A 24685-nucleotide genomic window follows, 5' to 3' on the forward strand; every position below is an offset into this window, starting at 1 on the left:
AGCGGCATCATTCAAACTTGTTTTGGAGTCCACATGAGCGCCGTTCTCAAGTCCACCGCCGACCAGGCCATCGCCGATATCTCCCTTGCCGCCTGGGGCCGCAAGGAAATCCGCATCGCGGAAACCGAAATGCCCGGCCTGATGGCCATCCGCGAAGAATTCGCCAAGAGCCAGCCCCTGAAGGGCGCACGCATCACCGGCTCACTGCACATGACGATCCAGACCGCAGTGCTGATCGAAACCCTGCAGGCGCTGGGCGCCACCGTGCGCTGGGCCTCGTGCAACATCTTCTCGACGCAAGACCATGCCGCCGCCGCCATCGCGGCCACCAACACGCCGGTGTTCGCGATCAAGGGCGAGTCGCTCGAAGATTACTGGGACTACACCCACCGCATCTTCGACTTCGGTCCCAAGGGCTCGGCCGGCGAAGGCCCGAACATGATTCTTGACGACGGCGGCGACGCCACGCTCTTGATGCACCTGGGCCAGAAGGCCGAGAAGGACCAGAGCGTGCTGGCCAACCCGACCAGCGACGAGGAGCGCATCCTCTACGCGGCGATCAAGGCCAAGCTGGCCGTCGACGCGACCTGGTACACGCGCAAGTCGGCCGAGATCATCGGCGTAACCGAAGAGACCACCACCGGCGTGCACCGCCTGAACGAGATGAGCGCCAAGGGCACGCTGCTGTTCCGCGCCATCAACGTGAACGACTCGGTGACCAAGAGCAAGTTCGACAACCTCTACGGCTGCCGCGAATCGCTGGTGGACGGCATCAAGCGCGCCACCGACGTGATGATCGCCGGCAAGGTCGCCTGCGTGGCCGGCTACGGCGACGTGGGCAAGGGCTCGGCCCAGGCCCTGCGCGCGCTGAGCGCCCAGGTTTGGGTGACCGAGATCGACCCGATCAACGCGCTGCAGGCCGCGATGGAAGGCTACAAGGTCGTCACCATGGAGTACGCCGCCGACAAGGCCGACATCTTCGTGACCACCACCGGCAACCGCGACGTGATCCGCCACGAGCACATGGCCGCGATGAAGGACCAGGCGATCGTCTGCAACATCGGCCACTTCGACAACGAGATCGCCGTCGCCTCGCTCGAGAAGTACGAGTGGGAAGAGATCAAGCCGCAGGTCGACCACATCACCTTCCCGGACGGCAAGAAGATCATTCTGCTGGCCAAGGGCCGCCTCGTGAACCTGGGCTGCGGCACGGGCCATCCGAGCTTCGTGATGTCCTCGTCCTTCGCCAACCAGACCATCGCCCAGATCGAGCTCTTCACCAAGCCCGATGCCTACCAGGCCGGCAAGGTCTACGTGCTGCCCAAGCACCTCGACGAGAAGGTGGCGCGCCTGCACCTGAAGAAGGTCGGCGCGATGCTGACCGAGCTGACCGACGAACAGGCCGCCTACATCGGCGTGAACAAGAACGGCCCTTACAAGCCGGACACCTACCGCTATTGAGCGGAGCGCGTGCGCGCCGATCAGTTGCTCGTCGAACGCGGCCTGGCCGCCTCGCGCTCGCAGGCCGTGCGGCTGATCGCGGGCGGCCTGCGCTGGCGCGACGGCACGACCTGGCGCGTGGTCGGCAAGAACCGCGACGAGGTGCCGGAGACGGCCGAACTCGAGCTCGTCGATGCGGCCGAGGCGCGCTACGTCTCGCGCGGCGGGCTCAAGCTCGAGGGCGCGCTCGCTGCGAGCGGCATCGACGTGCAGGGCAAGCGCTGCCTCGACGTCGGCCAGTCGACCGGCGGCTTCACCGACTGCCTGCTGCAGCGCGGCGCCGCGCATGTGGTGGGTGTGGACGTGGGCCATGGCCAGCTGCATGCACGGATACGCGAGGATGCGCGCGTGACCGCCGTCGAAGGCGTCAATGCGCGCACGCTCGACGCGTCCGCCTGGGCCGATGCTTCGCCCGACTACACGCATTTCGATCTGATCGTCGGCGATCTCTCGTTCATCTCGCTCACGCTGGTGCTGCCCGCGCTGATACCGCTTCTCACACCGGCCGGTGAACTTCTGATGCTGGTCAAGCCTCAATTCGAGTTGCAGCCGGGACAGGTCGGCAAGGGCGGCATCGTGCGCGATGCGGCGCTTTTTGCAGTGGTCGAACAGCGCCTGCGCACGGCGTGCGCGGAGCTCGGCCTGCGCGTTGCAGCGTGGTTCGACAGCCCGATCACTGGCGGCGACGGCAACCGCGAATTCTTCATCCATGCCGTTCGTGCGAACGGCGAACCAGGAGCCGGCCGTGCGCCTTCCGTTGAGCTTTGAATTCTTTCCGCCGAAGACGCCCGAAGGCGCGGCCAAGCTGCGCACCGTGCGCCAGCAGCTCTACGTGCGGCAGCCCGAGTTCTGCTCGGTGACCTACGGCGCCGGCGGCTCGACGCACGAGGGCACCTTCGGCACGGTGCGCGAGATCCTCGGCGAAGGTGTCGATGCCGCCTGCCATTTCTCCTGCATCGGCGCCACCCGCAGCACGGTGCGCGAGCAGCTGGCGGAGCTCAAGGCCATGGGCGTCAAGCGCCTGGTCGCGCTGCGCGGCGACCTGCCGAGCGGCTACGGCATGGGCGGCGAGTTCCACTATGCGAGCGATCTCGTCGCCTTCATCCGCGAAGAGACCGGCCGCGATTTCCATATCGAGGTCGCCTGCTATCCCGAAGTGCATCCGCAGGCACGCTCGCCCGAAGCGGACCTGCAGGCCTTCGCGGCCAAGATGCATGCGGGCGCTGACTCGGCGATCACGCAGTACTTCTTCAGCCCCGAGGCCTACTTCCGCTTCGTCGACGAGGCACGCAAGCTGGGGCTCGCGGCGCCGATCGTGCCAGGCATCATGCCGATCACGAGCTCGACCCAGCTGATGCGCTTCTCGGATGCCTGCGGCGCCGAGATCCCGCGCTGGATCCGGCTGCGGCTGCAGGGCTTCGGCGACGACATGGCCTCGATCAAGGCCTTCGGTCTCGACGTGGTGACCGAGCTCTGCGCGCGCCTCGCCAGCGGCGGCGCGCCGGCGATGCACTTCTACACGATGAACCAGTCGGTGGCGACGCTCGCGTTGCTGGAGCGGCTGGGCTGGGACGAATGAGGTCGCGCCGCCTCGCCGGACGGCTGGCGCTCGTCGCCGCCGCCGTCTGGCTGGCGGGTTGCACCACGCCGCGCTCGTCCTCGCCCGGCGAGGGCGCGCAGGGATTGCGGCCGCTGGCGCGGCAGCCCGCGCTGCCGCCCGGCGCGCCGCCGCGTTCGCAGGTGCCTTCGGCGCGCTATGACCTCGCGGGGCCGGGTGCCGACGAATTGCCGGACGACGGCGCACCGGGCGACGCGGGCCCGCGCGAAATCTTCGAGCGCGGCGGCGCTTCCTGGTACGGCATCCAGTTCCACCAGCGCAAGACCGCGAACGGCGAGCGCTTCGACATGACGGAGCTGACGGCCGCGCACAAGACGCTGCCCTTCAACACCCGCGTCTGCGTGCGCAGCCTGGTGAACGGGCGCGAGGTGCTGGTCCGCATCAACGACCGCGGGCCGTATGCCTCGGGCCGCATCATCGACCTGAGCCGTGCCGCGGCCGAATCGATCGGCATGCTGGGGATGGGCATCAAGCAGGTTGCGTTGTCGATCATGGACAAGAACGGCGCGCGCTGTGCCGGCGCGGTGGTCGAGGCGAATGGGGCAGCGGACGTGGCGCCGGCTGCCGAAGCGCCTGCCAAGAAGCCTCCTGCGGCCAGACGAAGCCGCGAAGTGCCGCCGCGCCAGCGGCGCTGAAGCGCGCCGCGGCGGCCGGCTCAGCCGCCACTCTCGAGCGAGGAGGCGGCGTGGCGATCCTGGCCGAGGCGCTGCGCCATCTGCGGCAGCGCGGGCTCGAGCAGCGCCTTCAGCGTGTAGGGCGGATTGATCAGGAACATGCCGCTCGCGGGCAGGCCCGGCCGGTGCGTGGCACCCGACGCGTCGGTGACGATCTTGCTCGACTTGACCGTCAGCGTCGCATGCAGCCAGGACTTGCCGGCCTTGGTGGCCAGCGTCTTGAGCCGGCGCGGCAGGTCGTGCGCCTCGGGCCGCGGAATGATCGGATACCACACGGCATAGGTGCCGGTCGCGAAGCGCTTGAGCGCCGCGGTCACGAAATCGAGCACGCGCGCATAGTCGCTCTTGATCTCGTAGCTCGGGTCGCACAGCACCAGCGCGCGGCGCGAGGGCGGCGGCAGGAACTTGGTCGCGCTGCCGAAACCGTCGTCGCGCAGCACCGCGATCTGGCGCCCGGCCTCGAGCTGCGCGATGTTGGCGTCGAGGGTGCGCGCATCGGTCGGGTGCAGCTCGAAGAGCTTGAGCTTGTCGTGCTCGCGCAGCAGGTGGTGCGTGATGAAGGGCGAGCCGGGGTAGATGCGCGCGCCGCCCTTGGGGTTGAAGTCGCGGACCACTTCGAGGTAGCGCGCGAGCGCATCGGGCAGCGGTGCCGCGGCCGCGTCTTTCGCCTCCGAAAGGAGGCGCAGCACGCCCTCGGCGGCCTCGCCGCTGGTGCCCGCGTAGTCGCCGTCGAGCCGGTAGAGGCCGGCACCTGCGTGCGTGTCGACCACCGTCAGGGCCGCCTCTTTTTCGAGCAGGTGGTCGAGCGTGGCAATCAGCACCGTGTGCTTGAGCACGTCGGCGTGGTTGCCGGCATGGAAGGCGTGGCGGTAGCTGAACATGAGAAATAGTGCCTGGAAGATGAACGGGGGAACGCTAGACTCACGCGCCGTAACATTGAATTACAAGAGGGGTCGAGGATGCGAGGAGCAAGCTGGCGATTCTGGGGCCTGTGCGTGGGCGCAGCCGTTCTGTCTATTTTGACGGGCTGCGCCTCGGTCACGCACGGCACCACGCAGACCGTGAAGATCGAGACGCTCACCCCGGGCGGACAGACGGTCGAAGGCGCGGAATGCAGGCTTTCCAACGACAAGGGGGAGGCCCTCGGGCTGTCCGGACAGAGCGTGCCCGTGCGGCGCTCGGGCGGCAATCTTTCGATCCACTGCACGCAGGCGGGACAGGCGCCAGCCGTCGGATCGGCCGTTTCACGCGTGAATGCGGGCATGGTGGGCAACGTCCTCATCGGCGGTGCAATCGGCGCCGCGATCGATGTGGGGACCGGCTCGGGTTTCAACTATCCGAGCTGGATGCAACTCGTCTTCGGCGAGGAGCGCACCTTCGACCGCAGCACGCAGCAGGGCGACCAGCCCGTGGCGGGGGTGACCGTGGGCACGACGACCCCGCTTGCCGCTGTCAAGCCCCCCGTGACCGGCACTGTGGTGGCAAAGAAGGATCCCGGCGGCAGCAGCGCCCAAGGCGCTCGCCCGGCGGCGCCCGAGCCGGCTGGTGCGGTTCCCGCATCCGCTGCACGGGTCTCGATGGACGACCTCAACGCCTTGCTGCCGGCCAAGCCATGACGATGGCAATGAAGAATTCGTTGCGCTGGACCTCGCTGCTCATCGCAGGCGGCTTGGCCACCGGCGGCGCGCAGGCGCTGGAACCCGACGCGCTGTTCGAAAAAGTCTCGCCCGGCGTCTGGACCGTGCGCACCTTCGATGCCCAGGAGCGCCCGCTGCGCGGCGGCAGCGCTGTGGTGGTCGCGCCCGGCCGCCTGGTCACCAATTGCCACGTACTGGCCAAGGCGAGCAGCTTCGTGATTCGGCAAGACAACGTCACCTACGGCGCGACGCTCGAATATCCGGACGTCGAGCGGGACTTGTGCCAGATCAAGGTGGCCAACTTCCGCGTGGCGCCGCTGCAGATCGCACCGGCCGGCGCGGCGCGCGTGGGACAGCGGGTGTATGCCATCGGCAGCCCGCGCGGCTTCGAGAACACCCTCGGCGAGGGGATCCTGTCGGGCCTGCGCGGCGGCGATGCTGCCGACGCCCGCTTGCTGCAGACCACAGCGCCGGTCTCTCCCGGCTCGAGCGGCGGTGGGTTGTTCGACAGCGAGGGGCGCCTGGTCGGCGTCACGACTTTCGGCGTGCGCGAAGCCGGCAGCCTCAACTTCGCGGTGCCGGCCGACTTCGTCGCGGAAATCCCCGCCCGGGCGCAGGCTGCGATGGCGCGCCGCGCCGAGGGCGGCGACGGCGCGATGGGCCCGCGCGGGTTGACCGATCCCCTTCGTCCCGGCAATGCGCTCGAATATGTACGCACGGACCGACTGACCGGAAACCGTGCTTCGGTCGTCTACCGGCTGGATCGCATCACGGGCGACGAACTGTTCTTCAACATGGGCGGCCGGATCGAGAAGGCGGACGGACGGGTTGTGACAGTCGCTTCTCCGGCCGGCGGGTACTTCGATTCGTCTTCGCCGCCGGGCGGATGGGGTCGCAAGGACATCAAGCCAGGCATGCGCTGGCACCTAGACTATGTCGCGACCACGGGCGAGAAGTGGCGGCACGAACTGGATGCCGTCGTCGTCGGCGAACGATCGATGCGCGTGGACGGAACGGAAGTCCGGGCCGTCCAGATCGCGTACACGGGATGGATCTATGCCTCGTACGGCACCGGCGCCTCCCTGGTCGGGACGCCGTTCGAGGCCACGGCCTGGTACGCCCGCGAGCTGGGCCGCGTCGTGCGCTTCGAGGCTCAGCATCGGCGCGGCAATTCGAGCAGCACGAGCGAATCGATCGAACTCGTTCGCGTGATTCGCTAGGGCGCCGGGGCCCCGAATTTGCCCGGCTGGCTCGATTCTTCGTATAATCGCGGGCTTCGCAGCGCTTTTGTGGCCCCGCGGCGAAGCTTCAAAACCCCACCTAAGAGATTCCCGCCAGAGGAACGCCGACCGTGGAAAAGGGCCCGCCAAACCTTCCTTTGCAGGAAAACTCATGACCAAAACGTTCAGCGCCAAGCCCGCTGACGTGACGCACGAGTGGTTTGTGATTGACGCGACCGACAAGGTCCTCGGACGAGTAGCCAGCGAAGTTGCTCTCCGTTTGCGCGGCAAACACAAGGCCATTTACACGCCTCACGTCGATACCGGTGACTTCATTGTCATCATCAACGCAGCCCAGCTGCGCGTCACCGGCGCCAAGCCGCTTGACAAGGTGTACTACCGCCACTCGGGCTACCCGGGCGGCATCACGGCCACCAACTTCCGCGACATGCAAGCCAAGCATCCGGGCCGCGCCCTGGAAAAGGCCGTCAAGGGCATGCTGCCCAAGGGCCCGCTCGGCTACGCAATGATCAAGAAACTCAAGGTGTACGGCGGCGCAGAGCACCCGCATACCGCCCAACAGCCCAAAGTGCTGGAACTGTAAGGAGCCTTGAGAATGATTGGTGAATGGAACAATGGCACCGGCCGTCGCAAATCGAGCGTCGCCCGCGTGTTTCTGAAAAAAGGCACCGGCAAGATCACGGTCAACGGCAAAGACATCCAGGATTTCTTTGGCCGCGAAACCTCGATCATGATCGCCAAGCAACCGCTCTTCTTGACCAACAACGTCGAAACCTTCGACATCATGGTCAACGTGGCGGGCGGCGGCGAATCGGGCCAGGCCGGCGCGACGCGCCACGGCATCACCCGTGCGCTGATCGACTACGACGCGACGCTCAAGCCGGTGTTGAGCCAGGCCGGCTTCGTGACGCGCGATGCGCGTGAAGTCGAGCGCAAGAAGGTCGGTCTGCATTCCGCACGCCGCCGCAAGCAGTTCTCGAAGCGCTGATCGCCTTTTGGGCTTATCGCTCGCACTGTCAAAGAGCCGCCTTCGGGCGGCTTTTTGCTGATTGCAGTAGCATCACTCTCATTGGCCGCACGTTCGGCCTCCACAGGAGTTCTCCCACATGAGTGCCGTTGCCGAAAACATCCAGACCCAGATGCCCGAGCCGATCATCTTCACGGACAGTGCGGCCGCCAAGGTGGCTGACCTGATCGCAGAAGAGGGCAACCCCGACCTCAAGCTGCGCGTGTTCGTGCAGGGCGGCGGCTGCTCCGGCTTCCAGTACGGTTTCACCTTCGATGAAATCACCAACGAGGACGACACGACCATGACCAAGAACGGCGTGTCGCTCCTGATCGACGCCATGAGCTACCAGTACCTGGTCGGTGCCGAGATCGACTACAAGGAAGATCTGCAGGGCGCCCAGTTCGTGATCAAGAACCCGAACGCCACCAGCACCTGCGGCTGCGGATCGAGCTTCTCGGCCTGATGCAGTAACCCTCCGCCAAAGAGCCGCCTTCGGGCGGCTTTTTGCTGGTGCGCCCAGCATGGGCGCGATCTTCGGGGTGGAGGTCCCCGGCCGAACTGGCCACAGCGAGGCAAGTGAAGCGCAACTGCGTGAGGGTGACCGAACGTGGGAAGGAAGCGTGGAGCGTAAACCGCGAGTCGAGGAACACGAAGCGCATATGAGGCGGCACCGAGCAGGGCGAGCAGGCCAGAAACTGCGAAGCTCTTGTGGTCAAGGCGAGGTGACGTAGATGCGACGACTGTGCGGTGAAGGATCGCGTTCTTACCTGGGGAGATCTCGCCTCATGCCGGAAACGGCGACGGGCTTGCCCGGAGCGAGAAGTCAGCAGAGGTCGTAGTAGTCGGGGCGACCCGACGAAGGACCGAACGAGAAGGACAGTGACGAGTCATGTCGATCGACGGGGCATTGCATCAGAAGCCCGGGCAACCGGGGCGCACGGGGAACGGGCGCGGTGAAGCCGCGCGCGCAACCATGAGCGATGAAGCCACGTCGGCGCGACATGCACAAACGGACTGGGGGGCTGGTGACCTGCTGGGGCAGGCGCTGGCCAGAGAGAACATGGCGGCGGCGTGGAAACGCGTCAAGGCCAACAAGGGAAGCGCCGGCGTCGATGGACGCACGGTGCAGGAGACGGGCGACTACCTCAAGGTCGCGTGGCCCGAAATCCGACAAGGGTTGCTCGATGGCATCTACCGGCCCAGTCCGGTACGCCGTGTGGACATTCCCAAGCCGGGGGGAGGGACGCGCGAACTGGGGATACCGACCGTCGTGGACAGGTTGATTCAACAGGCGCTGCTGCAAGTACTGCAACCGCTTATCGATCCGACGTTCAGCGAGCACAGTCACGGCTTCCGGCCAGGGCGCAGCGCGCATGATGCGGTGATGAAGGCCCAGCAGTACGCGCAGGCCGGCTACGGGTTCGTGGTGGACGTGGATCTGGAGAAATTCTTCGATCGCGTGAATCACGACATCCTGATGGACCGAATTGCCAAGCGCATTGCGGACAAGCGGGTGCTGCGGTTGATCCGCCGCTACCTGCAAGCAGGCATCCTGGTGCATGGTGTGCACAGCGAGAGGTTCGAGGGTACGCCGCAAGGCGGGCCGCTGAGCCCGTTGCTGGCCAACGTGCTGCTGGACGAGGTGGATCGGGAGCTGGAGCGGCGCGGACACAAGTTCGTGCGCTATGCCGACGACTGCAACGTCTACGTCAGGAGCCAGCGAGCAGGAGAGCGGGTACTACAGGCACTGCGCGGCTGCTATGCGAAGCTGGCGCTGAAAGTCAACGAGTCTAAGACGGCGGTGGCACGGGTCTGGGGGCGCAAGTTCCTAGGCTACTGCCTGTACGCAACGTCCAAGGGCGAGGTCAAGCGGGCGGTGGCCGATCAGGCCATGTGCAAGCTGCGTGAACGAATCCGGCAGATAACGCGGCGCCTCAAAGGGCGCAGCCTCGAACAGATCGCCGAGGAACTCAGGGCCTACGTGCCGGGATGGAAGTCGTACTTCCGTCTGGCGCAGACGCCGAGGGTCATACGCGAACTCGACGAATGGCTGCGGCACCGGTTGCGCTCCGTACAGCTCAAGCAGTGGCGGCGCGGGGTCACGATATTCCGCGAGCTACGCAGGCTGGGCGCGAGCGTTGAGGTGGCCGCGCGTGTTGCCGGCAACGCACGAAGCTGGTGGCGTAACAGCCATATCGGCCTGAACAAGGTGCTGTCCGTGAGCTACTTCGACAGCCTGGGAGTTCCCAAGTTCTCCTGACCTCAACGACTCGAACCGCCCGGTGCGGACCCGCACGCCGGGTGGTGTGGGAGGGGTCCGGTCTTCCGTGACCGGCCCCTATCCCGATCCCGAGGTTTTCCAGGCCTTCAGGCCGGGTAGATGGCGCCGAGCACGCGTGCGCCGCGGGCGCCGGTCACGCTGGCGAGGTTGCCCGATTCGCCGCGCATCGTGCTGCGCGCCAGCCAGGCAAAGGCCGCAGCCTCGACCTGCTGGGGCGGCAGGCCGCGGTCGGCCGAGGAGACCACCTTCACGGTGGGCAGCAGCGCCTGCAGGCGGGCCAGGAGGTGGTGATTGAGCGCGCCCCCACCGCAGACGATCAGCAGCTCGCTGCCGGCGCCATGGCGCTGCAGATCCGCGGCGCAGACCGTAGCGGTCAGCTCGGCCAGGGTCGCCTGCACGTCGGCCGGCACGGCCGCCGAGGTGCCCAGATGCGAGGCCAGCCAGGTCGGGTTGAACAGGTCCCGCCCGGTACTCTTGGGCGGCGCCTTGGCGAAGTAGGCGTCGGACCGAAGACGCGAGAGCAGGTCGGGCAGCACCCGGCCGCTGGCAGCCCACTGGCCGGCATGATCGAAGGGCTGGCCGTTGTGGCTCTGGCACCAGTGGTCGAGCAGCGCGTTGCCCGGCCCGCAATCGAAGCCGAGCACCGTGCCGCTGCCGGCCGGCAGCAGGCTCAGATTGGAGATTCCGCCGATGTTCAGCACGGCGACGGCCTGGTCGTCGCGCGCGAACAGCGCCCGATGAAAAGCGGGCACCAGCGGCGCGCCCTGGCCACCGGCTGCGAGGTCGCGGCTGCGGAAATCGGCCACCACCCGGATGCCCGTGAGCTCCGCGATCAGCGAGGGATTGTTGATCTGCAACGTGTAGCCGACGTCGTCGAACTCGCCCGGCCGGTGGCGCACCGTCTGGCCGTGCGCACCGATGGCCGTCACGGCCTCGGCGGTGGTGCCGGTATCGGCCAGCAGCTGCTGCACCACGCTCGCGTAAATCCTTGCGAGCTCATTGCCGGCCAGTGCGGCTCGGTGCAATTCGTTGTCGCCGCCCAGCGCATTGAGCGCCTCCAGCTCGGCGCGCAGAGAAACGGGAAAGCTGGCGGTGGCGTGTGCCCGCACTGCGATGCGTCCTTCCGAAAAGTCGGCCAGGACGCCGTCGACACCGTCGAGCGAAGTGCCGGACATCAGGCCGATGAAGAGCTCTTCAGCCATCGCCGGGAGCGAAAAACGCCTAGTCTGCGCTGGCCTGGACGACCGAGAAGGCGGCAGCCAGTTCCGTGCGCGTAGCGCCGGCAAGGCGCTCGAAGGCCGGCCGCGCCGCCGCGCTGATCGGCACGCCGCCATCCTGCTGGGCGATGGTGGCCGGATCCTGGTATTCGCCATTCACCCGGAACTCGAAGTGCAGGTGCGGACCGGTGGCCCAGCCGGTGGAGCCGACCGCGCCAACGGTCTGGCCCTGGCTCAGGCTCTGGCCGACCTTGACGTCGATGCGGCTCAGATGCGCATAGGCCGTCTGCTGGTGGTTGCGGTGATTCACGATCACGATGTTGCCGTAGCCGCTCTGCGTGCCTGCGAATTCCACCGTGCCGTCGCCCACGCTGCGCACGGTCGTCCCGGTGGGCGCGGCATAGTCGATGCCGTTGTGCTGGCGCCAGCTGTTGAGGATGGGGTGCATGCGCATCGCGAAGCCGCTCGACACGCGAGAGAACTCGACCGGCGAGTTCAGGTACGCGCGACGCAGGCTCTCGCCGTTGGGACGGTAGTAACCGCCCTTTTGCCCGGGCTCCTGGAACCACAATGCCTGGTGCAGCTTGCCGTTGCTCTCGAACTCGGCCGACAGCACACGGCCGCTGCGCAGCGTCTGCCCGTCGGCATCGAAGGTTTCGTAGACGACGGCAAAGCGGTCGCCCTTGCGCAGCGAGCGGAAATCGACGTCGCCCGAGAAGATGTCGGCCAGCTGGCTCGCCACGGAATCGGGGATGCGTGCATCGTCGGTGGCCGCAAAGAGCGAGCTGCGAACGATGCCGCTGGCCAGCCGGCTGCCTGGGGTCAGGGCGTCGGTTTCGGTGCGCACGCGGTAGCCGGCGCCGATCTTTTCGACCACCAGGCGCTTGAAGCCGCCGTCGCCGTCGGGAATCCAGCGGGCGCTGAGTTTTTGCAAGGTGTTTTCTTGCGTGGCCTCGGCGGTCACGGTGCGGCCGACGCGGCTGAACAGGGCCATGCGAGCCTCGGCATTGCCGCGCACGAAGGCGGCTGCTGCGGCGTCGTCGATGCCCAGTCGGCGCAGCAGCGCTTCGGCCGTGTCGCTCGAACGGGTGATTTCGGTACGGAACAGCGTGAAACCGTGGGTATCGAGCGCTTCCACCTGGTCGGCGAAGGAGCGTGGGGTGACGGCTTCGAACACTTGCTTGACGGGTAGCTCGGACGCATCGGGGCCGAGCGAGGCAACGGCGAAGGCACCGCCGCCGGCGGACAGCAGCAGCGCGGCGATGGCCGCCGTGATCTGCCTCGGGTACGTCCGGAATGTATAGGCCACGCGGGAAGCAAGCGCCTCCTCGGCGGCAAGAATGCCGTTGATCAAACTTCGAATTCCAGCTCAGGTTCAGCAAATCCGCGCTGCAAAGACCGTGTCGGACGGGCGGCAGGACGGTGCGGAAAAAAAAGCGCCGCTTAGAATCCGGCGCTTGAAAAGTCGGGCTGAGTATAGCTTCGGCCATAGTCAAATCAGCCAAAAAGCGCCATGAACCCCGATTTTGTTACAACCGCAAGCCTGTCCGATGGTGTAGGACGCGCCCTTGAAGTTTCACTTCGTGGGGTCGACGAATTGCTGCCCCAGGATGAGTGGGTGAAGAAGCTCCAGCGCGCCGAGGCGACCGGCAAGCCGTTGCGGATCAAGCTGGGCCTGGACCCGACGGCGCCCGACATCCATATTGGCCACACGGTGGTGCTCAACAAGATGCGCCAGCTGCAGGACCTCGGCCACACCGTGATCTTCCTGATCGGCGACTTCACCACCACCATCGGCGACCCCTCCGGCCGCAACAGCACCCGGCCGCCGCTCACGCGCGAGCAGATCGAGGCCAACGCCCAGACCTACTACCGGCAGGCCAGCCTGGTGCTGGACCCCTCGAAGACCGAAATTCGTTACAACTCCGAGTGGAGCGACCCGCTGGGTGCGCGCGGGATGATCCAGCTGGCGGCCAAGTACACCGTGGCGCGGATGATGGAGCGCGACGACTTCAGCAAGCGCTTCAAGGCCGGCCAGTCGATCTCGGTGCATGAGTTCCTCTATCCGCTGATGCAGGGCTACGACTCGGTGGCGCTCAAGTCCGACCTCGAACTGGGCGGCACCGACCAGAAGTTCAATCTACTGGTCGGCAGACATCTCCAACAAGAATACGGCCAAGAGCCGCAGTGCATACTCACTATGCCGCTGCTGGAGGGGCTCGATGGCGTCGAGAAGATGTCGAAGAGCAAGAACAACTACATCGGCATCAGCGAGGACGCCAACACCATGTTCGCCAAGGTGCTGTCGATCTCGGACACGCTGATGTGGCGCTGGTACACCTTGCTGAGCTTCCGCTCGCTGGCCGAGATCGCGGCGCTCAAGGCCGAGGTCGAGGGCGGCCGCAATCCGAAGGATGCCAAGGTCGCGCTCGCCAAGGAGATCACGGCGCGCTTCCACAGCCAGGCGGCGGCCGAGGCGGCCGAGCAGGATTTCATCAACCGCAGCAAGGGCGGCGTGCCGGACGAGATTCCGGAGGTGGCGCTCTCGGGCGCGCCGCTGGGCATCGCCCAGGTGCTCAAGCAGGCGGGGCTAGCGGCCTCGACCTCCGAAGGCAACCGGCTCATCGATGGCGGCGGCGTGCGGGTCGATTCGAGCGTGGTGAGCGACAAAGGGCTCAAGCTGGCGGCGGGCAGCTATGTCGTGCAGGTCGGCAAGCGCAAATTCGCGCGCGTCAGCTTGAGCTGAGCCGGAGCCTGTTCTTCAGCGCACTGGGGACCTGAAATACGCCGTTTAGTGCGGGACCGGGGGTGGCAGCAGCTCGAAGAGCAACTTGTGTTCGGCTTGCACCCGGGCCGGATCGGCCTGATCGACCACCGGCGCGCCACGCGTGGCGGTCGTGGCGCGCTGATAAGGTTTCGAGAGCGTCTCTTCGAAGTCATTGTTGCTGCGCACGACCAGGGCCGACGAGCTGCCGTCGGCTTGCGGCAACAACACAACCCGCGTGGACGAGGACGAGGGTGATGTGCTGGAGCAGGCCGCCAGCAGCGTAGCCGACAGGACGGCAACGACAAGCCCGGAGAAAAGGCGAGACGTGTTCACTGCTGCGCGTCCGCCTGCACGATGAAGTCCGTGCCGCGGATGCCGATGGTGGCGGTCTGCGTCTCGATCCGCACGGCGTCGGGCTGGGTCTTGCCGATCAGGCCGGTCACCATGCGCAGCGATCCGCGGAGCAGCGAAACCAGCAAGCCGCCGTCGCGCGTGGCCGGATCGAAATGGAACTGCTTGAGGTCGAGCCGCGATGAGGGCCCCACCACCATCGTCGTGCCGTCGCGCAGCACCAGGCTGGCGGCCGAGTCGGCCTCGGTGACGATGCGGTCGATCGGTGCGATAGCGTCGCCGGCGTGCGCCGGACGCGCGGTGCCGTCGGTGTTGAGAAGCTGAACGCTGCCGCGCACCGACTTCAGGATGCCGGCATGCTCCGCGGCCGGCGCCTGGGCCAGAGCGCCGGCGCTGGCGAGCAGAAGCAGACCGCACAAGCTCATGGCCAAGCGTTTCTTCATGAGCACTCCTGTCCGGGTTTCTTGTTCCTGCACATGGTAAGCGAGGGCGAGCACCGCGGCCGTGCCACGATAATTCGCCACCTTTCTGCGGCGATGTCTCGTTTTCCCTTGTCCACCACCGACCGTTCTTCGTCTCCGGCCGCGTTGAGCCCGCAGTTGCTGCTGCGCGCCTCGATCGCCGTCGCGCTGATCACGATCGTGCTCAAGGGTGCGGCCGGCTGGCTGACGAACTCCATGGGCCTGATCTCGGACGCCATGGAGTCCTTCGTGAACCTGGCCAGCGCGATGTTCGCGCTCGCGATGGTCACGATCGCCGCGCGGCCGGCCGACGAAGACCATCCCTATGGCCATCACAAGGCCGAATATTTCTCGTCGGGCTTCGAAGGCATCCTGATCATCGGCGCGGCCATCGCCATCCTCTGGGCGGCGGTGCTGCGGCTGCTCTCGCCCGAGCCGCTGGACAAGCTGGGCTGGGGCCTGGCGCTGTCGATCCTCAGTTCGGGCTTCAATGCCGCATTGGCTTTCGCGCTGTTTCGCGCGGCGCGCGTGCACCGCTCCATCGCACTGGAGGCCGATGGGAGGCACCTGCTGGCCGATGTCTGGACCTCGGCCGCGGTCGTGATCGGCATCGCCGCGGTCGGCCTCACGGGCTGGCTCTGGCTCGATCCGCTGCTCGCGATCGGCGTGGCGCTGAACATCGCGCGCGAAGGGGTGAAACTGGTGTGGCGTTCGTCGCAGGGGCTGATGGACGAGGCGCTCGACCCCGCGTCGCAGGCGCTGCTGCACGCCACGCTGGAAAGCTTTGCCGCCAGCGTGCCCGAGGGCGCGCAGCTTCGCTTCGACGACATCGCGACGCGCCGTGCCGGCCAGCGCCGCTTTGCCGACCTGCACATGCACGTGCCCGGCGACTGGTCGCTCGAGCGCGCAGCGGCCTTGCGCGATGCGCTCGAGCAGGCGCTGATGGACGCGGTGCCCGGCCTGCGCGTGACCATCCAGCTGCTGCCGCTGGGCATGGAAGCGCGCGCCACGCAGATCGAGGACGACGCATGAAGGCGCTGCTCCAGCGCGTGGCCGAAGCGCGCGTCGACATCGGCGGCCGCACCGTCGGCGCCATCGATGCCGGCCTGCTCGTGCTGCTCTGCGCGGAGCGCGGCGACGGCGATGCCTTGGCCGATCGCCTGCTCGCGAAGATCCTGAAGCTGCGCATCTTCTCGGACGAGGCCGGCAAGATGAACCGCAGCGTGCAGGACATCGGCGGCGGCCTGCTGGTGGTGAGCCAGTTCACGCTGGCGGCCGATGTGAGCGGCGGCAACCGCCCGAGCTTCACGCAGGCGGCGCCGCCCGACGAGGGGCGCCGGCTCTACGAGTACTTCGTGGCTCGGGCGCGCGACGCGCATCCGGTGGTGGCCACCGGCGAGTTCGGCGCCGACATGCAGGTGCGGCTGGTGAACGACGGGCCGGTCACGATTCCGCTGCAGATATCGCCGTGAGCTTCAGTAGGGGTTCTTGATGCCGAGCCGCGCGAGGATCTCGATCTCTCGCGCCTCCATCGCCTCGGCGTCGGCCTCGCCAGTCTCGTGGTCCCAGCCCTGCGCATGCAGCGTGCCGTGCACCAGCAGGTGCGCATAGTGCGCGGCCAGTGTCTTGCGCTGTTCCTTCGCTTCACGCGCAACCACCGGCGCGCAGAGCACCAGGTCCGCCATCACGACCGGGCTTTGCGCATAGTCGAAGGTCAGCACGTTGGTCGCGTAGTCCTTGCCGCGGAATTCGCGGTTGAGCTGCTGGCCTTCCTCGGCATCGACGATGCGCACGGTGATCTCGCCGTCGGCATCGAGCGCATGGCGGATCCAGCGCGCGACCTGGTGGCGCGGCAGCGCGGCGCGGTGGCGCGCCGCGTCGCGAAAGCGCGCGAACTGCAGCGACAGCGACAAGGCGGCGAGCGCCATCTCAGCGGCTCGCAGCGCGCTTGCGCGCACCGTCGTAGGCATCGACGATCCGCGCCACCAGCGGATGCCGCACCACGTCGGCGCTGGTGAAGTGCGTGATGGCGATGCCGTTGACGCGCCTGAGCACGCGTTCGGCATCGATCAGGCCACTCAGTTGCTCCTTGGGCAGGTCGATCTGGCTCACGTCACCGGTCACCACCGCCTTGGCGCCGAAGCCGATGCGCGTCAGGAACATCTTCATCTGCTCGGGCGTGGTGTTCTGCGCCTCGTCGAGGATCACGAAGGCATTGTTGAGCGTGCGGCCGCGCATGAAGGCAAGCGGCGCGATCTCCAGCGTGTTGCGCTCGAAGGCCTTCTGCACGCGATCGAAACCCATCAGGTCGTAGAGCGCGTCGTACAAGGGCCGCAGGTAGGGGTCGACCTTCTGCGTGAGGTCGCCGGGCAAAAAGCCGAGCCGTTCGCCGGCCTCCACCGCCGGCCGCGTGAGCACGATGCGCTGCACCGCGCTGCGCTCCAGCGCATCGACCGCGCAAGCCACGGCGAGGTAGGTCTTGCCGGTGCCGGCGGGGCCGATGCCGATCGTGATGTCGTGGTTGGCGATGTTGTCGAGGTAGACGCTCTGGTTGGGCGTGCGCGCACGCAGGTCGGCGCGGCGCGTGGCCAGCGTCACCGCGCCGTCGTCGGCCTCGGTCATCGAGCTGTCGCCCGCCACCGTGAGCTGCACCACCGCCGCATCGATCGGGCGCTGGGCGATCTCGTAGAGCGCCTGCAGCACGTCCATCGCGCGCTGTGCGTTGAGCTTGGGCCCCTCGATCTTGAACTGCTCGTGCCGGTGCGCGATCTTGACGTTGAGCGCCTCCTCGATACGCCGCAGGTGCGCGTCGAGCGGCCCGCAGAGGTGCCCCAGGCGCGTGTTGTTGGGCGGGGCGAAGGTGTGTCGCAGAATCACGCGGATTTCATTTCAAAGCGAGAAGGGCACCCATGATAGGCAAACTCACCGGCATCCTGGCCGAACGCAATCCGCCGCAGGTGGTGGTGGACTGCAACGGCGTCGGCTACGAGGTCGACGTGCCGATGAGCACCTTCTACAACCTGCCTTCCACCGGCGAACGCGTTTCGCTGCTCACGCATTTCGTGGTGCGCGAGGATGCGCAGGTGCTCTACGGCTTCGGCAGCGCCGACGAGCGCGCCACTTTTCGCCAGCTCATCAAGATCTCGGGTGTCGGACCGCGCATGGCGCTGGGCGTGCTGTCCGGCCTCAGCGTCGCCGAGCTCGCGCAGGCCATCACCCTGCAGGACGCGGGGCGGCTGGTGAAGATTCCCGGCATCGGCAAGAAGACCGCCGAGCGGCTCTTGCTCGAACTCAAGGGCAAGCTGGGCGCCGACATCGGCGCGCCTGCGCATGCGGCGAGGACCGATGCGCAGGCCGACATCCTGCAAGCGCTGGTCGCGCTGGGCTACAGCGACAAGGAGGCCGCCGCCTCGCTCAAGGCCTTGCCGAAGGATGTGGCGGTGGGCGAAGGAATCAAGCTGGCGCTGAAGGCGCTGGCGAAGTAGCGTTCAGGCGTGGATCTTCTCGTGGCGCGCCAGCATCGCCACGAACTGCGCGAGTCGGCGTTCGCGCGTCTCTGCTTTCTTGGCAGTCTGTAGGCGCCACAGAATTGCATAGCGGTTGGCGGCATCCAGCGTCTCGAAGAAGGCGGCCGCGTGGCGATCGGCGTCGAGCGCGGCCTTCAGATCGGGCGGGATGGCGGACGTGCGTGCGCCGTCGTAGGCCGCTTCCCAGCGACCGTCCTTCTTCGCCCGATCGATCTGCGCCTTGCCGGCCGGCCGCATGCGCTTCTCCTTCACCAGCGTCATGGCCTTGTCGCGATTGATCTTCGACCAGACGCTCCTGGCCGACCTCGGCGTGAAGCGCTGCAGCCAGAAGCTGTCGTCATCGGCCTTCTTCCGGCCATCGATCCAACCCTGGCAAAGCGCTTCCTCGACCGCTTCGGCATAGCTCACCGAGCGCTCGCTGCTGTCCTTCTTCGCGAGGCGCAGCCACACGCCCGCCGATGTGGCGTGATGGGTGGCGAGCCACTTCTTCCATTGCGCCGCAGTCTCGAAAAATAGTGACGCCTCTTCGGATGCCGTCATGGAACCCACCAGTAGCGCAGTGCGTGGAAGTAGATCGGCGCCGCGAAGATCACCGAGTCGAGCCGGTCGAGCATGCCGCCGTGCCCTTCGATCATCGTGCCCCAGTCCTTCACGCCGCGGTCGCGCTTGATGGCCGACATCACCAGGCCGCCGAAGAAGCCCATCACGCAGATGGTCAGCGCCATCAGCGCCGCCTGCCAGGCATTGAAGGGCGTGGCCCAGTAGAGCGCGGCGCCGAGCGCGGTGGCGCTGGCCACGCCGCCGATCAGGCCTTCCCAGGTTTTCGAGGGCGAGAGCTCAGGCGCCACCTTGCGCCGGCCGAAAAGCTTGCCCCAGACGTACTGCAGAACGTCGCTGCCCTGCACCACGATCACGAGGAAGGCGATCAACAGCAGGTTGCGGCCTTCGAAGCCGGGGATCTGCAAGGTCAGCAGCGCCGGCACGTGGCTGATGCAGAACACGCAGACCATCAGCCCCCACTGCACCTTGGACGTGCGCTCGAGGAAGCGCTTGGTGTCGCCGCCGACCGCGGCGAGGATCGGCAGCACCAGGAAGGCGTAGACCGGGATGAAGATCGAGTAGAGCCCGTACCACTCGATCCAGATCAGGAAGTACTGCACCGGCAGCGCGACGAAGAAGGCGAGCGCGATCGCATGGTGGTCGCCGCGCCGCGTATAGGCCAGGCTCATGAATTCGCGCAGCGCGTAGAACGAGATCAGGTAGAACAGCAGGATCACGCCGCCCTTGCCGAACGCGAAAGCGATGCCGATCACCGCGACCATCACCCACCATGCGTTGACGCGCGAGTTCAGGTTGTCGATCACCGAATGGGGCTGGCCCTGCGCCACGCGCCACTTGAGCAGCGCGCCGATGGCCGAGGCGAGGATCAGCACGCCGGCGACGCCGCCGAAGAGCGTGAGCGTGGTCCCGGTGGAGGCAGAGATGTTCATGATGGCGAGATCTCTTCCGCGCGGTCGTACTCGGGCCGCAGATCGAGCATTGCCGCGCGCGCCCGCGCGATGAACGCGTTCTTGTCTTCGTCTTCGGCCAGGCTGATCGGCGTGCCGTAGCGCACGCTACAGGCGAGCGGAATCGGCACCAGCGTGCCCTTGGGCAGCACGCGCTTGAGGTTTTCGATCCAAACCGGCACCAGCCGCACCTGAGGACAGGCGCGGGCCAGGTGGTAGAGCCCGCTCTTGAGCGGCAGCAGCACCTCCTCGCCGATGTTGCGCGTGCCTTCGGGAAACATGATCAGCGAGTCGCCCGAGCGCAGCGCCTCAGTCATCTGGTCGACCGGGTTGGCCGCTTCGCTGCCGGCGGCGCTGCCGTCGCGGCGGATCATCAGTGCGTTGAACACGTCGCGGCCGATGAAGCGGCGCAGCGGCGAGGCGTCCCAGTAATCCTGCCCGGCCACCGGCCGTGTGAGCGCGCGCAGGTCCGGCGGCAGCGTGGCCCACAGCAGCACGAAGTCGCCATGGCTGGTGTGGTTGGCGAAGTAGAGCGTCTGCTCGGCCTTCGGGCTGGTGCCGGCCCAGATGGCGCGCACGCCGGTCAGGAGCTTGGCGAAGACGACGATCAGCCAGGCCGAGACGACGGCCGCCGCCTTGCGCAGCCCGCCCGATTCGGAAGAACTCATGACAACTCCTCGGGATTCATGCGTGGCCTCAGCGCCAGTCCTGCATCGCGAGCGCCATCGCGAAGACGATGGTCTGCGCGATGACCGCGATGCCGTGGCGCTGCACCAGTTGGCGAGTGCCGAGCACGCGATCGGTCAGCGGGCGCGAGCCGTCGCCACCGCGCCGCAGGCCGAGCTGTTCGAGCGCGCGGTCCATCGAGGGCAGCGACGCGATCGTCGCTGTCGCGAGCCCGTCGAACAGGGTTGCGTCGAACCGCAGGCGCAGCGCGAGGTAGCGCTCCGGCAGTCCGATCAACGCGACGGCCGCGTAGGCGATCCAGGCGGCCGAGCCCAGCGAGCGCCCCGTCAGAGCCAGCACCAGACCAGAGATGAAGGAAAGGGCAAGGCCCCAAAAGGCGAGCGCGTCGCTGGCGCGCAGCAATCCGGCCGTGGCCGTGCACAGTGCGCGGTCGTTGTCGTCATTCATCGCGTGTCTTTCCCGAGGTGGCCAGTTGATCGAGCGCGGCGAGCCAGGCCGGGCGCAGCACGATCTGCGGGCGCGCGCGGCGCACCGCATCGTGCGCGAGCGCCATGGTGCCGGCGGCGCCGTGAACGCCGAGCCAGCCGATCACCGAGGCCGCGCTGCGCGAGAAGCCGAGCGCGCAGCAGACCCACACCGCCTGACCGCTGCGGCGCTGGCCCTCGATGACGGCGACGGCGCGTTGCAGCCGCAGTGCCGTCGGTACCGTGAGATCGAGCATCGGCACGCAGCGCGCGCCGGGCACCGGCAGCGTCTGCAGTTCGGCACAGAGGCTCAGAAGCCGCGGCCGTCCCGCGGCCTCCCACTCGGCGCGTGTCGGCAGGCGGCCGAGGCGCAGGCCCGGCGCCACTTCGACCGAGGCAGGCAGCCGCCGTGTCCAGAGCCACGCGTTGACGACGGCGCCCAGGCGGTAGGGCGCGAACAGCCAGCGCGCGGCCCAGTGCATGCGGCCGTGGTGGTCCATCTGGAAGCCGCGCGCGTCCAGGCCTGCGTAGTTCAGCGCCACCAGCGCGAGCGACAAGGCCGGCCACATCAGCCAGAGCGCGGCACCGCGCAGGCCGAGCGCCGCGGCGAAGAAGAGCAGCGCACCCGCGGCATAGAAGCCGGCCAGCTTCCAGCGTTGCGGGCCGCGCGCGAGCCGCCAGGCGCGCGGCATCGCCAGCACGCGTTCGAGGGGCCAGAGCCAGACGCAGACCAGGCCCAGCAGCGCACCGGTCGGAATGTCGATGAAGTGGTGCTGCCAGGTGGTGAGCACCGAGGCGCAGATCGCAAAGGCCCAGACATGCAGCAGCGCGCGTGCCCAGCGCGCATGGATCAGGCGCCGGTACCAGTCCCACAGGATCACCGCCAGCGCGATGTGCAAGGAGGGCGCCTGGTTGAAGGGCTGGTCGAAGCCGCGCAGCGCGTCGAACAGGAAGGCCGGCGCGCCCTCGACCGCCGGCTGGCCGAAGCTGAAGCGCAGCGGCCAGAGGATGAAGCAGCTGACCGCAAGAACCTGCGCTGTCAGCAGCCGCGCTGCATGTCGATCCAGCGTATGGCGGTCGCTCGCGAGAAAGAGCGACAGCGCATAGAAGGCATTGATGGTCCAGTACGGAAAGATGGTCCAGGGCCAGAAGGGCACGCCCCGCTCCCACTCGAACACCAGCACCGGCACATGCGCGCGTGTTGCGGCCCACCAGTTGGCGAAGCCGTAGGTGGCATAGAACAGCGGACCGAGCAGCGCCAGCCAGGCGGCGGCGCGCTTCCAGGGCCGTGGTCCGCGCGAGGGTTTCATGGACCGGTGCGTACGGCCAGCGAGACCGTGAAGATGCCCCATTCGTCGATGCGCTGGTCGATCTTGCGAAAGCCTGCCGCTTCGACCAGCTGGTCCATCTCGGCCTGCGTGCGGCGTCGCATGACCCAAGCATCGCCCTGGCGGTGGCTGGTGAGGGCGCGCGCGATCATCTCCAGTTGGGGGTGCCATGGCTGGCCTGTGTAGACCAGGTAGCCGCCGTCTTCCACCGCGTCGCCGACGCCGGCCAGCGAGCGGCTCACCATCTCGTTGTCGGGGAAGAGTTCGTAGAGGCCCGAGACCACCGCCAGCGTGGGCCGCGGCACCACGCTCGCGAGACTCAGGCGGTCGAAGGCATCGGCCTGGACGAACTGCGCGACATCTTCCAGGCCCTTCTCGGCGATCAGCGCGCGGCCGTCGTGCACGTTGATGTCGCTGTAGTCGCGCAAGAGGATCGAGCCGGCCTTGACCGGACTGGCCTGCACCGCGTCGAGCACGTAGCGGCCGTGGCCGGCGGCAATGTCCATCAGGCGCACTTCGCGGTGCTGCTCGGCCAGTCGTTCCATCGCTTCGCGGAGCAGCTCTTCGACATGGACCTTGCGCTGCCGGATGCCGCGCCAGCCGATGGAATTCAAGTAGGTTCTGTCGATGGAGCGACCGATCGGCCCGGCGCCTCGGGGCTCGTTGAGGTAGACATAGTCGAGCGTGCTGCCCGAATCGAAACCCGTCTCGTGCCCCAGCTTCACGCCGCGCGACAGCAGGCCGCCGAAGCGCAGGCTTCCACGGGTGATCGCCCAGTAGGCTCCGCGCGGCGACAGGGCGGGCAGCGGCTCGGCGAGCGCGCGCGATTCATCGGCGGTCTCGCCGCTCAGGTGGGCCGAGCGCAGGTCGACGGGTTGCGGCGCCTCGTCAAACAGGCGCAGGATGAATTCGCGGATCGCCTGCACCGCGGGCGCGCGGTCTTTCTCGCCCAGCGTGTCGTGGAAGAAGCCGGGCAATTCCAACTTGGTCTTGATCGCGCTACCGAGCCGATCGAAGAACAGGTGCTGCGGCTTGTGATGCACCACCCAGTCGGCGCCGGAGATCAGCAGATGCACGGGCAGCGTGATCGCATTGGCATCCGCCACCACGCGATCGGCCGCCTCGTAAAGGCCCAGCAGGATGTTGACCGCGATCGGCCGCGAGATCAGCGGATCGCTTTCGTAGCTCGCGATGCGTTCGGGGTCGTGCGTGAGGAACTTCGCCTTCACGTAGCTGTTGACGAAGAACAGCCCGCGCAGCTTGTGCATGAGCCCGAGGCCGGCCCGCGCGAGGGGGACGTAAAGCTTGACCTTGAAGGCCGGCGAAGCCAGCGTGAGCCCGCGCACCCGGGGCGCATAGTCGTGCGCCCAGGTCGCGACCAGCACCGCGCCCACGCTCTGCGCGATCACGTGGATGTCCTCGGGCGGCACGCCATGCGCGCTGGCGATGTGCTGGACGAAGGTCTGCACGTCGCGCACCGAGGTCGCGAAGCTCGGGCTGTAGCCGCGCTGGCCCGGGGACTTGCCGTGGCCGCGCGCATCCCAGGCGAAGAAATCGAAGTCGGGCAGATCGAGCTCGTCGACCAAATGCGCCATGCGTGCGCCGTGCTCGTGGCCGCGGTGGAACAGCACGATGGCGCCGCGCCGCGCGCTGCCCGTCGCCGGCCAGTGCCGATAGAACAGCGACACGTCGTCGTGGGTGCTGAAGTGGTGTTCGTGTGGCACGCGGGCGTCGGTCATTCGGATTTCTCGTCTCAGGTGCGGGTTGCGGCGCCGGCTTCGGCCAGCGCGCGGCGGATGCGGTTGACGATGGTCCAGGCCACCAGCACCGCGACGATCGGCATGAGCCATGCACTCCATACCGGCAGCGGGCCGCCGAGCGCGATGTAGAGGCCGAGCGCACCGAACACGAAGGCCCGGTCGCTCTTGCCGAGCGGACCGTCGTAGCGGCGCGAGGCGCCCACCGTCGGGCCCAGCGCGCCGGTGAACTCGCTCAAGCCCGCCAGCACGATCACGACGCCGACCCAGAAGGGGCTGAACGGTGCGACCAGCGCGAAGGGCAGGTAGAGCGCCGCATCGGAGAGCACGTCGGTCAGCTCGTTGAGAAAGGCGCCGAGCGCGCTCTGCTGGTTGTGCTCGCGCGCCAGCATGCCGTCGATCGCGTTGAAGGCCATGCGCAGGAACATCCAGAGCGGGATCAGCGCGAAAGAGGCCGGAGAGGGCGCGGCGAAGAAGAGCCAGAGGCCGAGCGCGACCGAGATCGCGCAGGCCGCCACGGTGACCTGGTTGGCCGTGACGCCCATGGCGTGCAGGCGCACGACCAGCGGCCGCAGCAGGGCCTGGAATCGCGGCTTCAGTTCGTAGATCGACACGCTTCTCGTACCCTCCTCGGTCGCGCATTCTGCACGAGGCATCC

General features: G+C 67.4%; 28 protein-coding genes. 14 read left to right on the forward strand and 14 right to left on the reverse strand.

What is annotated here, in order from left to right:
* Positions 1-33: 33 nt before the first annotated feature.
* From ahcY to ACSQ9A_RS04790, 4 genes are read left to right on the forward strand one after another with little or no spacing between them, the layout of a single operon-like run.
* Positions 34-1461, forward strand: coding sequence for an adenosylhomocysteinase (ahcY, locus tag ACSQ9A_RS04775; protein WP_093109511.1), 1428 nt, complete (start codon positions 34-36; stop codon positions 1459-1461).
* A gap of 9 nt (positions 1462-1470) precedes the next feature.
* The gene (locus ACSQ9A_RS04780) at positions 1471-2268 is read left to right on the forward strand and encodes a TlyA family RNA methyltransferase (RefSeq protein ID WP_436302862.1); all 798 of its coding nucleotides are present in this window, start codon (positions 1471-1473) and stop codon (positions 2266-2268) included.
* The gene (gene metF / locus ACSQ9A_RS04785; protein WP_093109604.1) at positions 2246-3079 is read left to right on the forward strand and encodes a methylenetetrahydrofolate reductase [NAD(P)H]; all 834 of its coding nucleotides are present in this window, start codon (positions 2246-2248) and stop codon (positions 3077-3079) included. The genes ACSQ9A_RS04780 and metF overlap by 23 nt, the downstream gene beginning before the upstream one ends.
* Complete coding sequence (locus ACSQ9A_RS04790; protein WP_436302863.1) at positions 3076-3753, forward strand: septal ring lytic transglycosylase RlpA family protein; 678 nt, start codon at positions 3076-3078, stop codon at positions 3751-3753. The genes metF and ACSQ9A_RS04790 overlap by 4 nt, the downstream gene beginning before the upstream one ends.
* 20 nt (positions 3754-3773) lie before the next feature.
* Here the strand turns inward: ACSQ9A_RS04790 and ACSQ9A_RS04795 are convergent, their stop codons facing one another.
* Entirely contained in the window at positions 3774-4673 is a 900-nt protein-coding gene (locus ACSQ9A_RS04795; protein ID WP_436293781.1) for a 23S rRNA (adenine(2030)-N(6))-methyltransferase RlmJ, read from the reverse strand.
* A gap of 180 nt (positions 4674-4853) precedes the next feature.
* On the opposite strand from ACSQ9A_RS04795, the gene ACSQ9A_RS04800 reads away from it, so the two are divergent.
* The 6 genes from ACSQ9A_RS04800 to ltrA all read left to right on the forward strand — a co-directional run bounded on the left by ACSQ9A_RS04800 (position 4854) and on the right by ltrA (position 9939).
* Positions 4854-5408: a hypothetical protein gene (locus ACSQ9A_RS04800; protein ID WP_436302864.1), complete on the forward strand. Its 555-nt coding sequence runs from the start codon at positions 4854-4856 to the stop codon at positions 5406-5408.
* Between the two features lie 2 nt (positions 5409-5410).
* Entirely contained in the window at positions 5411-6649 is a 1239-nt protein-coding gene (locus ACSQ9A_RS04805) for a S1C family serine protease (protein ID WP_436302865.1), read from the forward strand.
* Between the two features lie 172 nt (positions 6650-6821).
* The gene (rplM, locus tag ACSQ9A_RS04810; RefSeq protein ID WP_028249522.1) at positions 6822-7253 is read left to right on the forward strand and encodes a 50S ribosomal protein L13; all 432 of its coding nucleotides are present in this window, start codon (positions 6822-6824) and stop codon (positions 7251-7253) included.
* 12 nt (positions 7254-7265) lie between these two features.
* On the forward strand, positions 7266-7658 hold the full coding sequence (gene rpsI, locus ACSQ9A_RS04815) for a 30S ribosomal protein S9 (protein ID WP_093109516.1): 393 nt from the start codon (positions 7266-7268) through the stop codon (positions 7656-7658).
* A gap of 118 nt (positions 7659-7776) precedes the next feature.
* Positions 7777-8142, forward strand: coding sequence for an iron-sulfur cluster insertion protein ErpA (erpA, locus tag ACSQ9A_RS04820; protein WP_019656358.1), 366 nt, complete (start codon positions 7777-7779; stop codon positions 8140-8142).
* 426 nt (positions 8143-8568) lie between these two features.
* The gene (ltrA, locus tag ACSQ9A_RS04825) at positions 8569-9939 is read left to right on the forward strand and encodes a group II intron reverse transcriptase/maturase (RefSeq protein WP_436302866.1); all 1371 of its coding nucleotides are present in this window, start codon (positions 8569-8571) and stop codon (positions 9937-9939) included.
* A 107-nt stretch (positions 9940-10046) separates the two neighbouring features.
* Here the strand turns inward: ltrA and ACSQ9A_RS04830 are convergent, their stop codons facing one another.
* Together ACSQ9A_RS04830 and ACSQ9A_RS04835 are read right to left on the reverse strand one after the other, a co-directional pair.
* The gene (locus ACSQ9A_RS04830) at positions 10047-11162 is read right to left on the reverse strand and encodes an anhydro-N-acetylmuramic acid kinase (protein WP_436302867.1); all 1116 of its coding nucleotides are present in this window, start codon (positions 11160-11162) and stop codon (positions 10047-10049) included.
* A 19-nt stretch (positions 11163-11181) separates the two neighbouring features.
* Complete coding sequence (locus ACSQ9A_RS04835) at positions 11182-12531, reverse strand: peptidoglycan DD-metalloendopeptidase family protein (protein ID WP_436302868.1); 1350 nt, start codon at positions 12529-12531, stop codon at positions 11182-11184.
* Between the two features lie 159 nt (positions 12532-12690).
* Between ACSQ9A_RS04835 and tyrS the strand changes: the two genes are divergently transcribed.
* Positions 12691-13923 carry a tyrosine--tRNA ligase gene (gene tyrS, locus ACSQ9A_RS04840; protein ID WP_436302869.1) on the forward strand — a complete coding sequence of 411 codons (1233 nt, stop codon included), beginning with the start codon at positions 12691-12693 and terminating at the stop codon, positions 13921-13923.
* Positions 13924-13968: 45 nt separating this feature from the next.
* Here tyrS and ACSQ9A_RS04845 read toward each other — a convergent pair whose 3' ends face one another.
* On the reverse strand, positions 13969-14277 hold the full coding sequence (locus tag ACSQ9A_RS04845; RefSeq protein WP_212733689.1) for a hypothetical protein: 309 nt from the start codon (positions 14275-14277) through the stop codon (positions 13969-13971).
* Complete coding sequence (locus tag ACSQ9A_RS04850) at positions 14274-14738, reverse strand: FecR family protein (protein ID WP_436293776.1); 465 nt, start codon at positions 14736-14738, stop codon at positions 14274-14276. The genes ACSQ9A_RS04845 and ACSQ9A_RS04850 overlap by 4 nt, the downstream gene beginning before the upstream one ends.
* Positions 14739-14831: 93 nt before the next feature.
* Here ACSQ9A_RS04850 and ACSQ9A_RS04855 point away from each other — a divergent pair, with 93 nt between their 5' ends.
* Positions 14832-15788, forward strand: coding sequence for a cation diffusion facilitator family transporter (locus ACSQ9A_RS04855; protein ID WP_093109521.1), 957 nt, complete (start codon positions 14832-14834; stop codon positions 15786-15788).
* On the forward strand, positions 15785-16228 hold the full coding sequence (gene dtd / locus ACSQ9A_RS04860; RefSeq protein ID WP_093109522.1) for a D-aminoacyl-tRNA deacylase: 444 nt from the start codon (positions 15785-15787) through the stop codon (positions 16226-16228). The genes ACSQ9A_RS04855 and dtd overlap by 4 nt, the downstream gene beginning before the upstream one ends.
* Positions 16229-16231: 3 nt before the next feature.
* Here dtd and ybeY read toward each other — a convergent pair whose 3' ends face one another.
* Together ybeY and ACSQ9A_RS04870 are read right to left on the reverse strand one after the other, a co-directional pair.
* Positions 16232-16684, reverse strand: a complete 453-nt coding sequence (gene ybeY, locus ACSQ9A_RS04865; protein ID WP_093109523.1) for an rRNA maturation RNase YbeY — start codon at positions 16682-16684, stop codon at positions 16232-16234.
* A 1-nt stretch (position 16685) separates the two neighbouring features.
* Entirely contained in the window at positions 16686-17633 is a 948-nt protein-coding gene (locus tag ACSQ9A_RS04870; protein ID WP_436302870.1) for a PhoH family protein, read from the reverse strand.
* A gap of 32 nt (positions 17634-17665) precedes the next feature.
* On the opposite strand from ACSQ9A_RS04870, the gene ruvA reads away from it, so the two are divergent.
* Complete coding sequence (ruvA, locus tag ACSQ9A_RS04875) at positions 17666-18241, forward strand: Holliday junction branch migration protein RuvA (protein WP_436302871.1); 576 nt, start codon at positions 17666-17668, stop codon at positions 18239-18241.
* Positions 18242-18244: 3 nt separating this feature from the next.
* Here ruvA and ACSQ9A_RS04880 read toward each other — a convergent pair whose 3' ends face one another.
* The 7 genes from ACSQ9A_RS04880 to ACSQ9A_RS04910 are packed head-to-tail and all read right to left on the reverse strand — an operon-like array spanning position 18245 to position 24641.
* Positions 18245-18823 (reverse strand): YdeI/OmpD-associated family protein, encoded by a 579-nt coding sequence (locus ACSQ9A_RS04880; RefSeq protein WP_093109526.1) that lies wholly within the window; start codon positions 18821-18823, stop codon positions 18245-18247.
* Entirely contained in the window at positions 18820-19773 is a 954-nt protein-coding gene (locus tag ACSQ9A_RS04885) for a phosphatidate cytidylyltransferase (RefSeq protein ID WP_436302872.1), read from the reverse strand. Before ACSQ9A_RS04885 ends, ACSQ9A_RS04880 begins: the two co-directional genes overlap by 4 nt.
* Positions 19770-20459, reverse strand: a complete 690-nt coding sequence (locus ACSQ9A_RS04890; RefSeq protein WP_436302873.1) for a lysophospholipid acyltransferase family protein — start codon at positions 20457-20459, stop codon at positions 19770-19772. The genes ACSQ9A_RS04885 and ACSQ9A_RS04890 overlap by 4 nt, the downstream gene beginning before the upstream one ends.
* Before the next feature lie 28 nt (positions 20460-20487).
* Positions 20488-20925 (reverse strand): hypothetical protein, encoded by a 438-nt coding sequence (locus ACSQ9A_RS04895; RefSeq protein WP_093109529.1) that lies wholly within the window; start codon positions 20923-20925, stop codon positions 20488-20490.
* Entirely contained in the window at positions 20918-22252 is a 1335-nt protein-coding gene (locus ACSQ9A_RS04900; RefSeq protein ID WP_436293772.1) for a phosphatase PAP2/dual specificity phosphatase family protein, read from the reverse strand. The genes ACSQ9A_RS04895 and ACSQ9A_RS04900 overlap by 8 nt, the downstream gene beginning before the upstream one ends.
* Complete coding sequence (locus tag ACSQ9A_RS04905) at positions 22249-24009, reverse strand: bifunctional alpha/beta hydrolase/class I SAM-dependent methyltransferase (RefSeq protein ID WP_436302874.1); 1761 nt, start codon at positions 24007-24009, stop codon at positions 22249-22251. Before ACSQ9A_RS04905 ends, ACSQ9A_RS04900 begins: the two co-directional genes overlap by 4 nt.
* Positions 24010-24023: 14 nt before the next feature.
* Positions 24024-24641: a CDP-alcohol phosphatidyltransferase family protein gene (locus ACSQ9A_RS04910; RefSeq protein WP_436302875.1), complete on the reverse strand. Its 618-nt coding sequence runs from the start codon at positions 24639-24641 to the stop codon at positions 24024-24026.
* Positions 24642-24685: the final 44 nt, after the last annotated feature.

The sequence above is a fragment of the Variovorax sp. LjRoot290 genome (assembly GCF_964253985.1).
Classification (GTDB): Bacteria; Pseudomonadota; Gammaproteobacteria; order Burkholderiales; family Burkholderiaceae_C; genus Variovorax.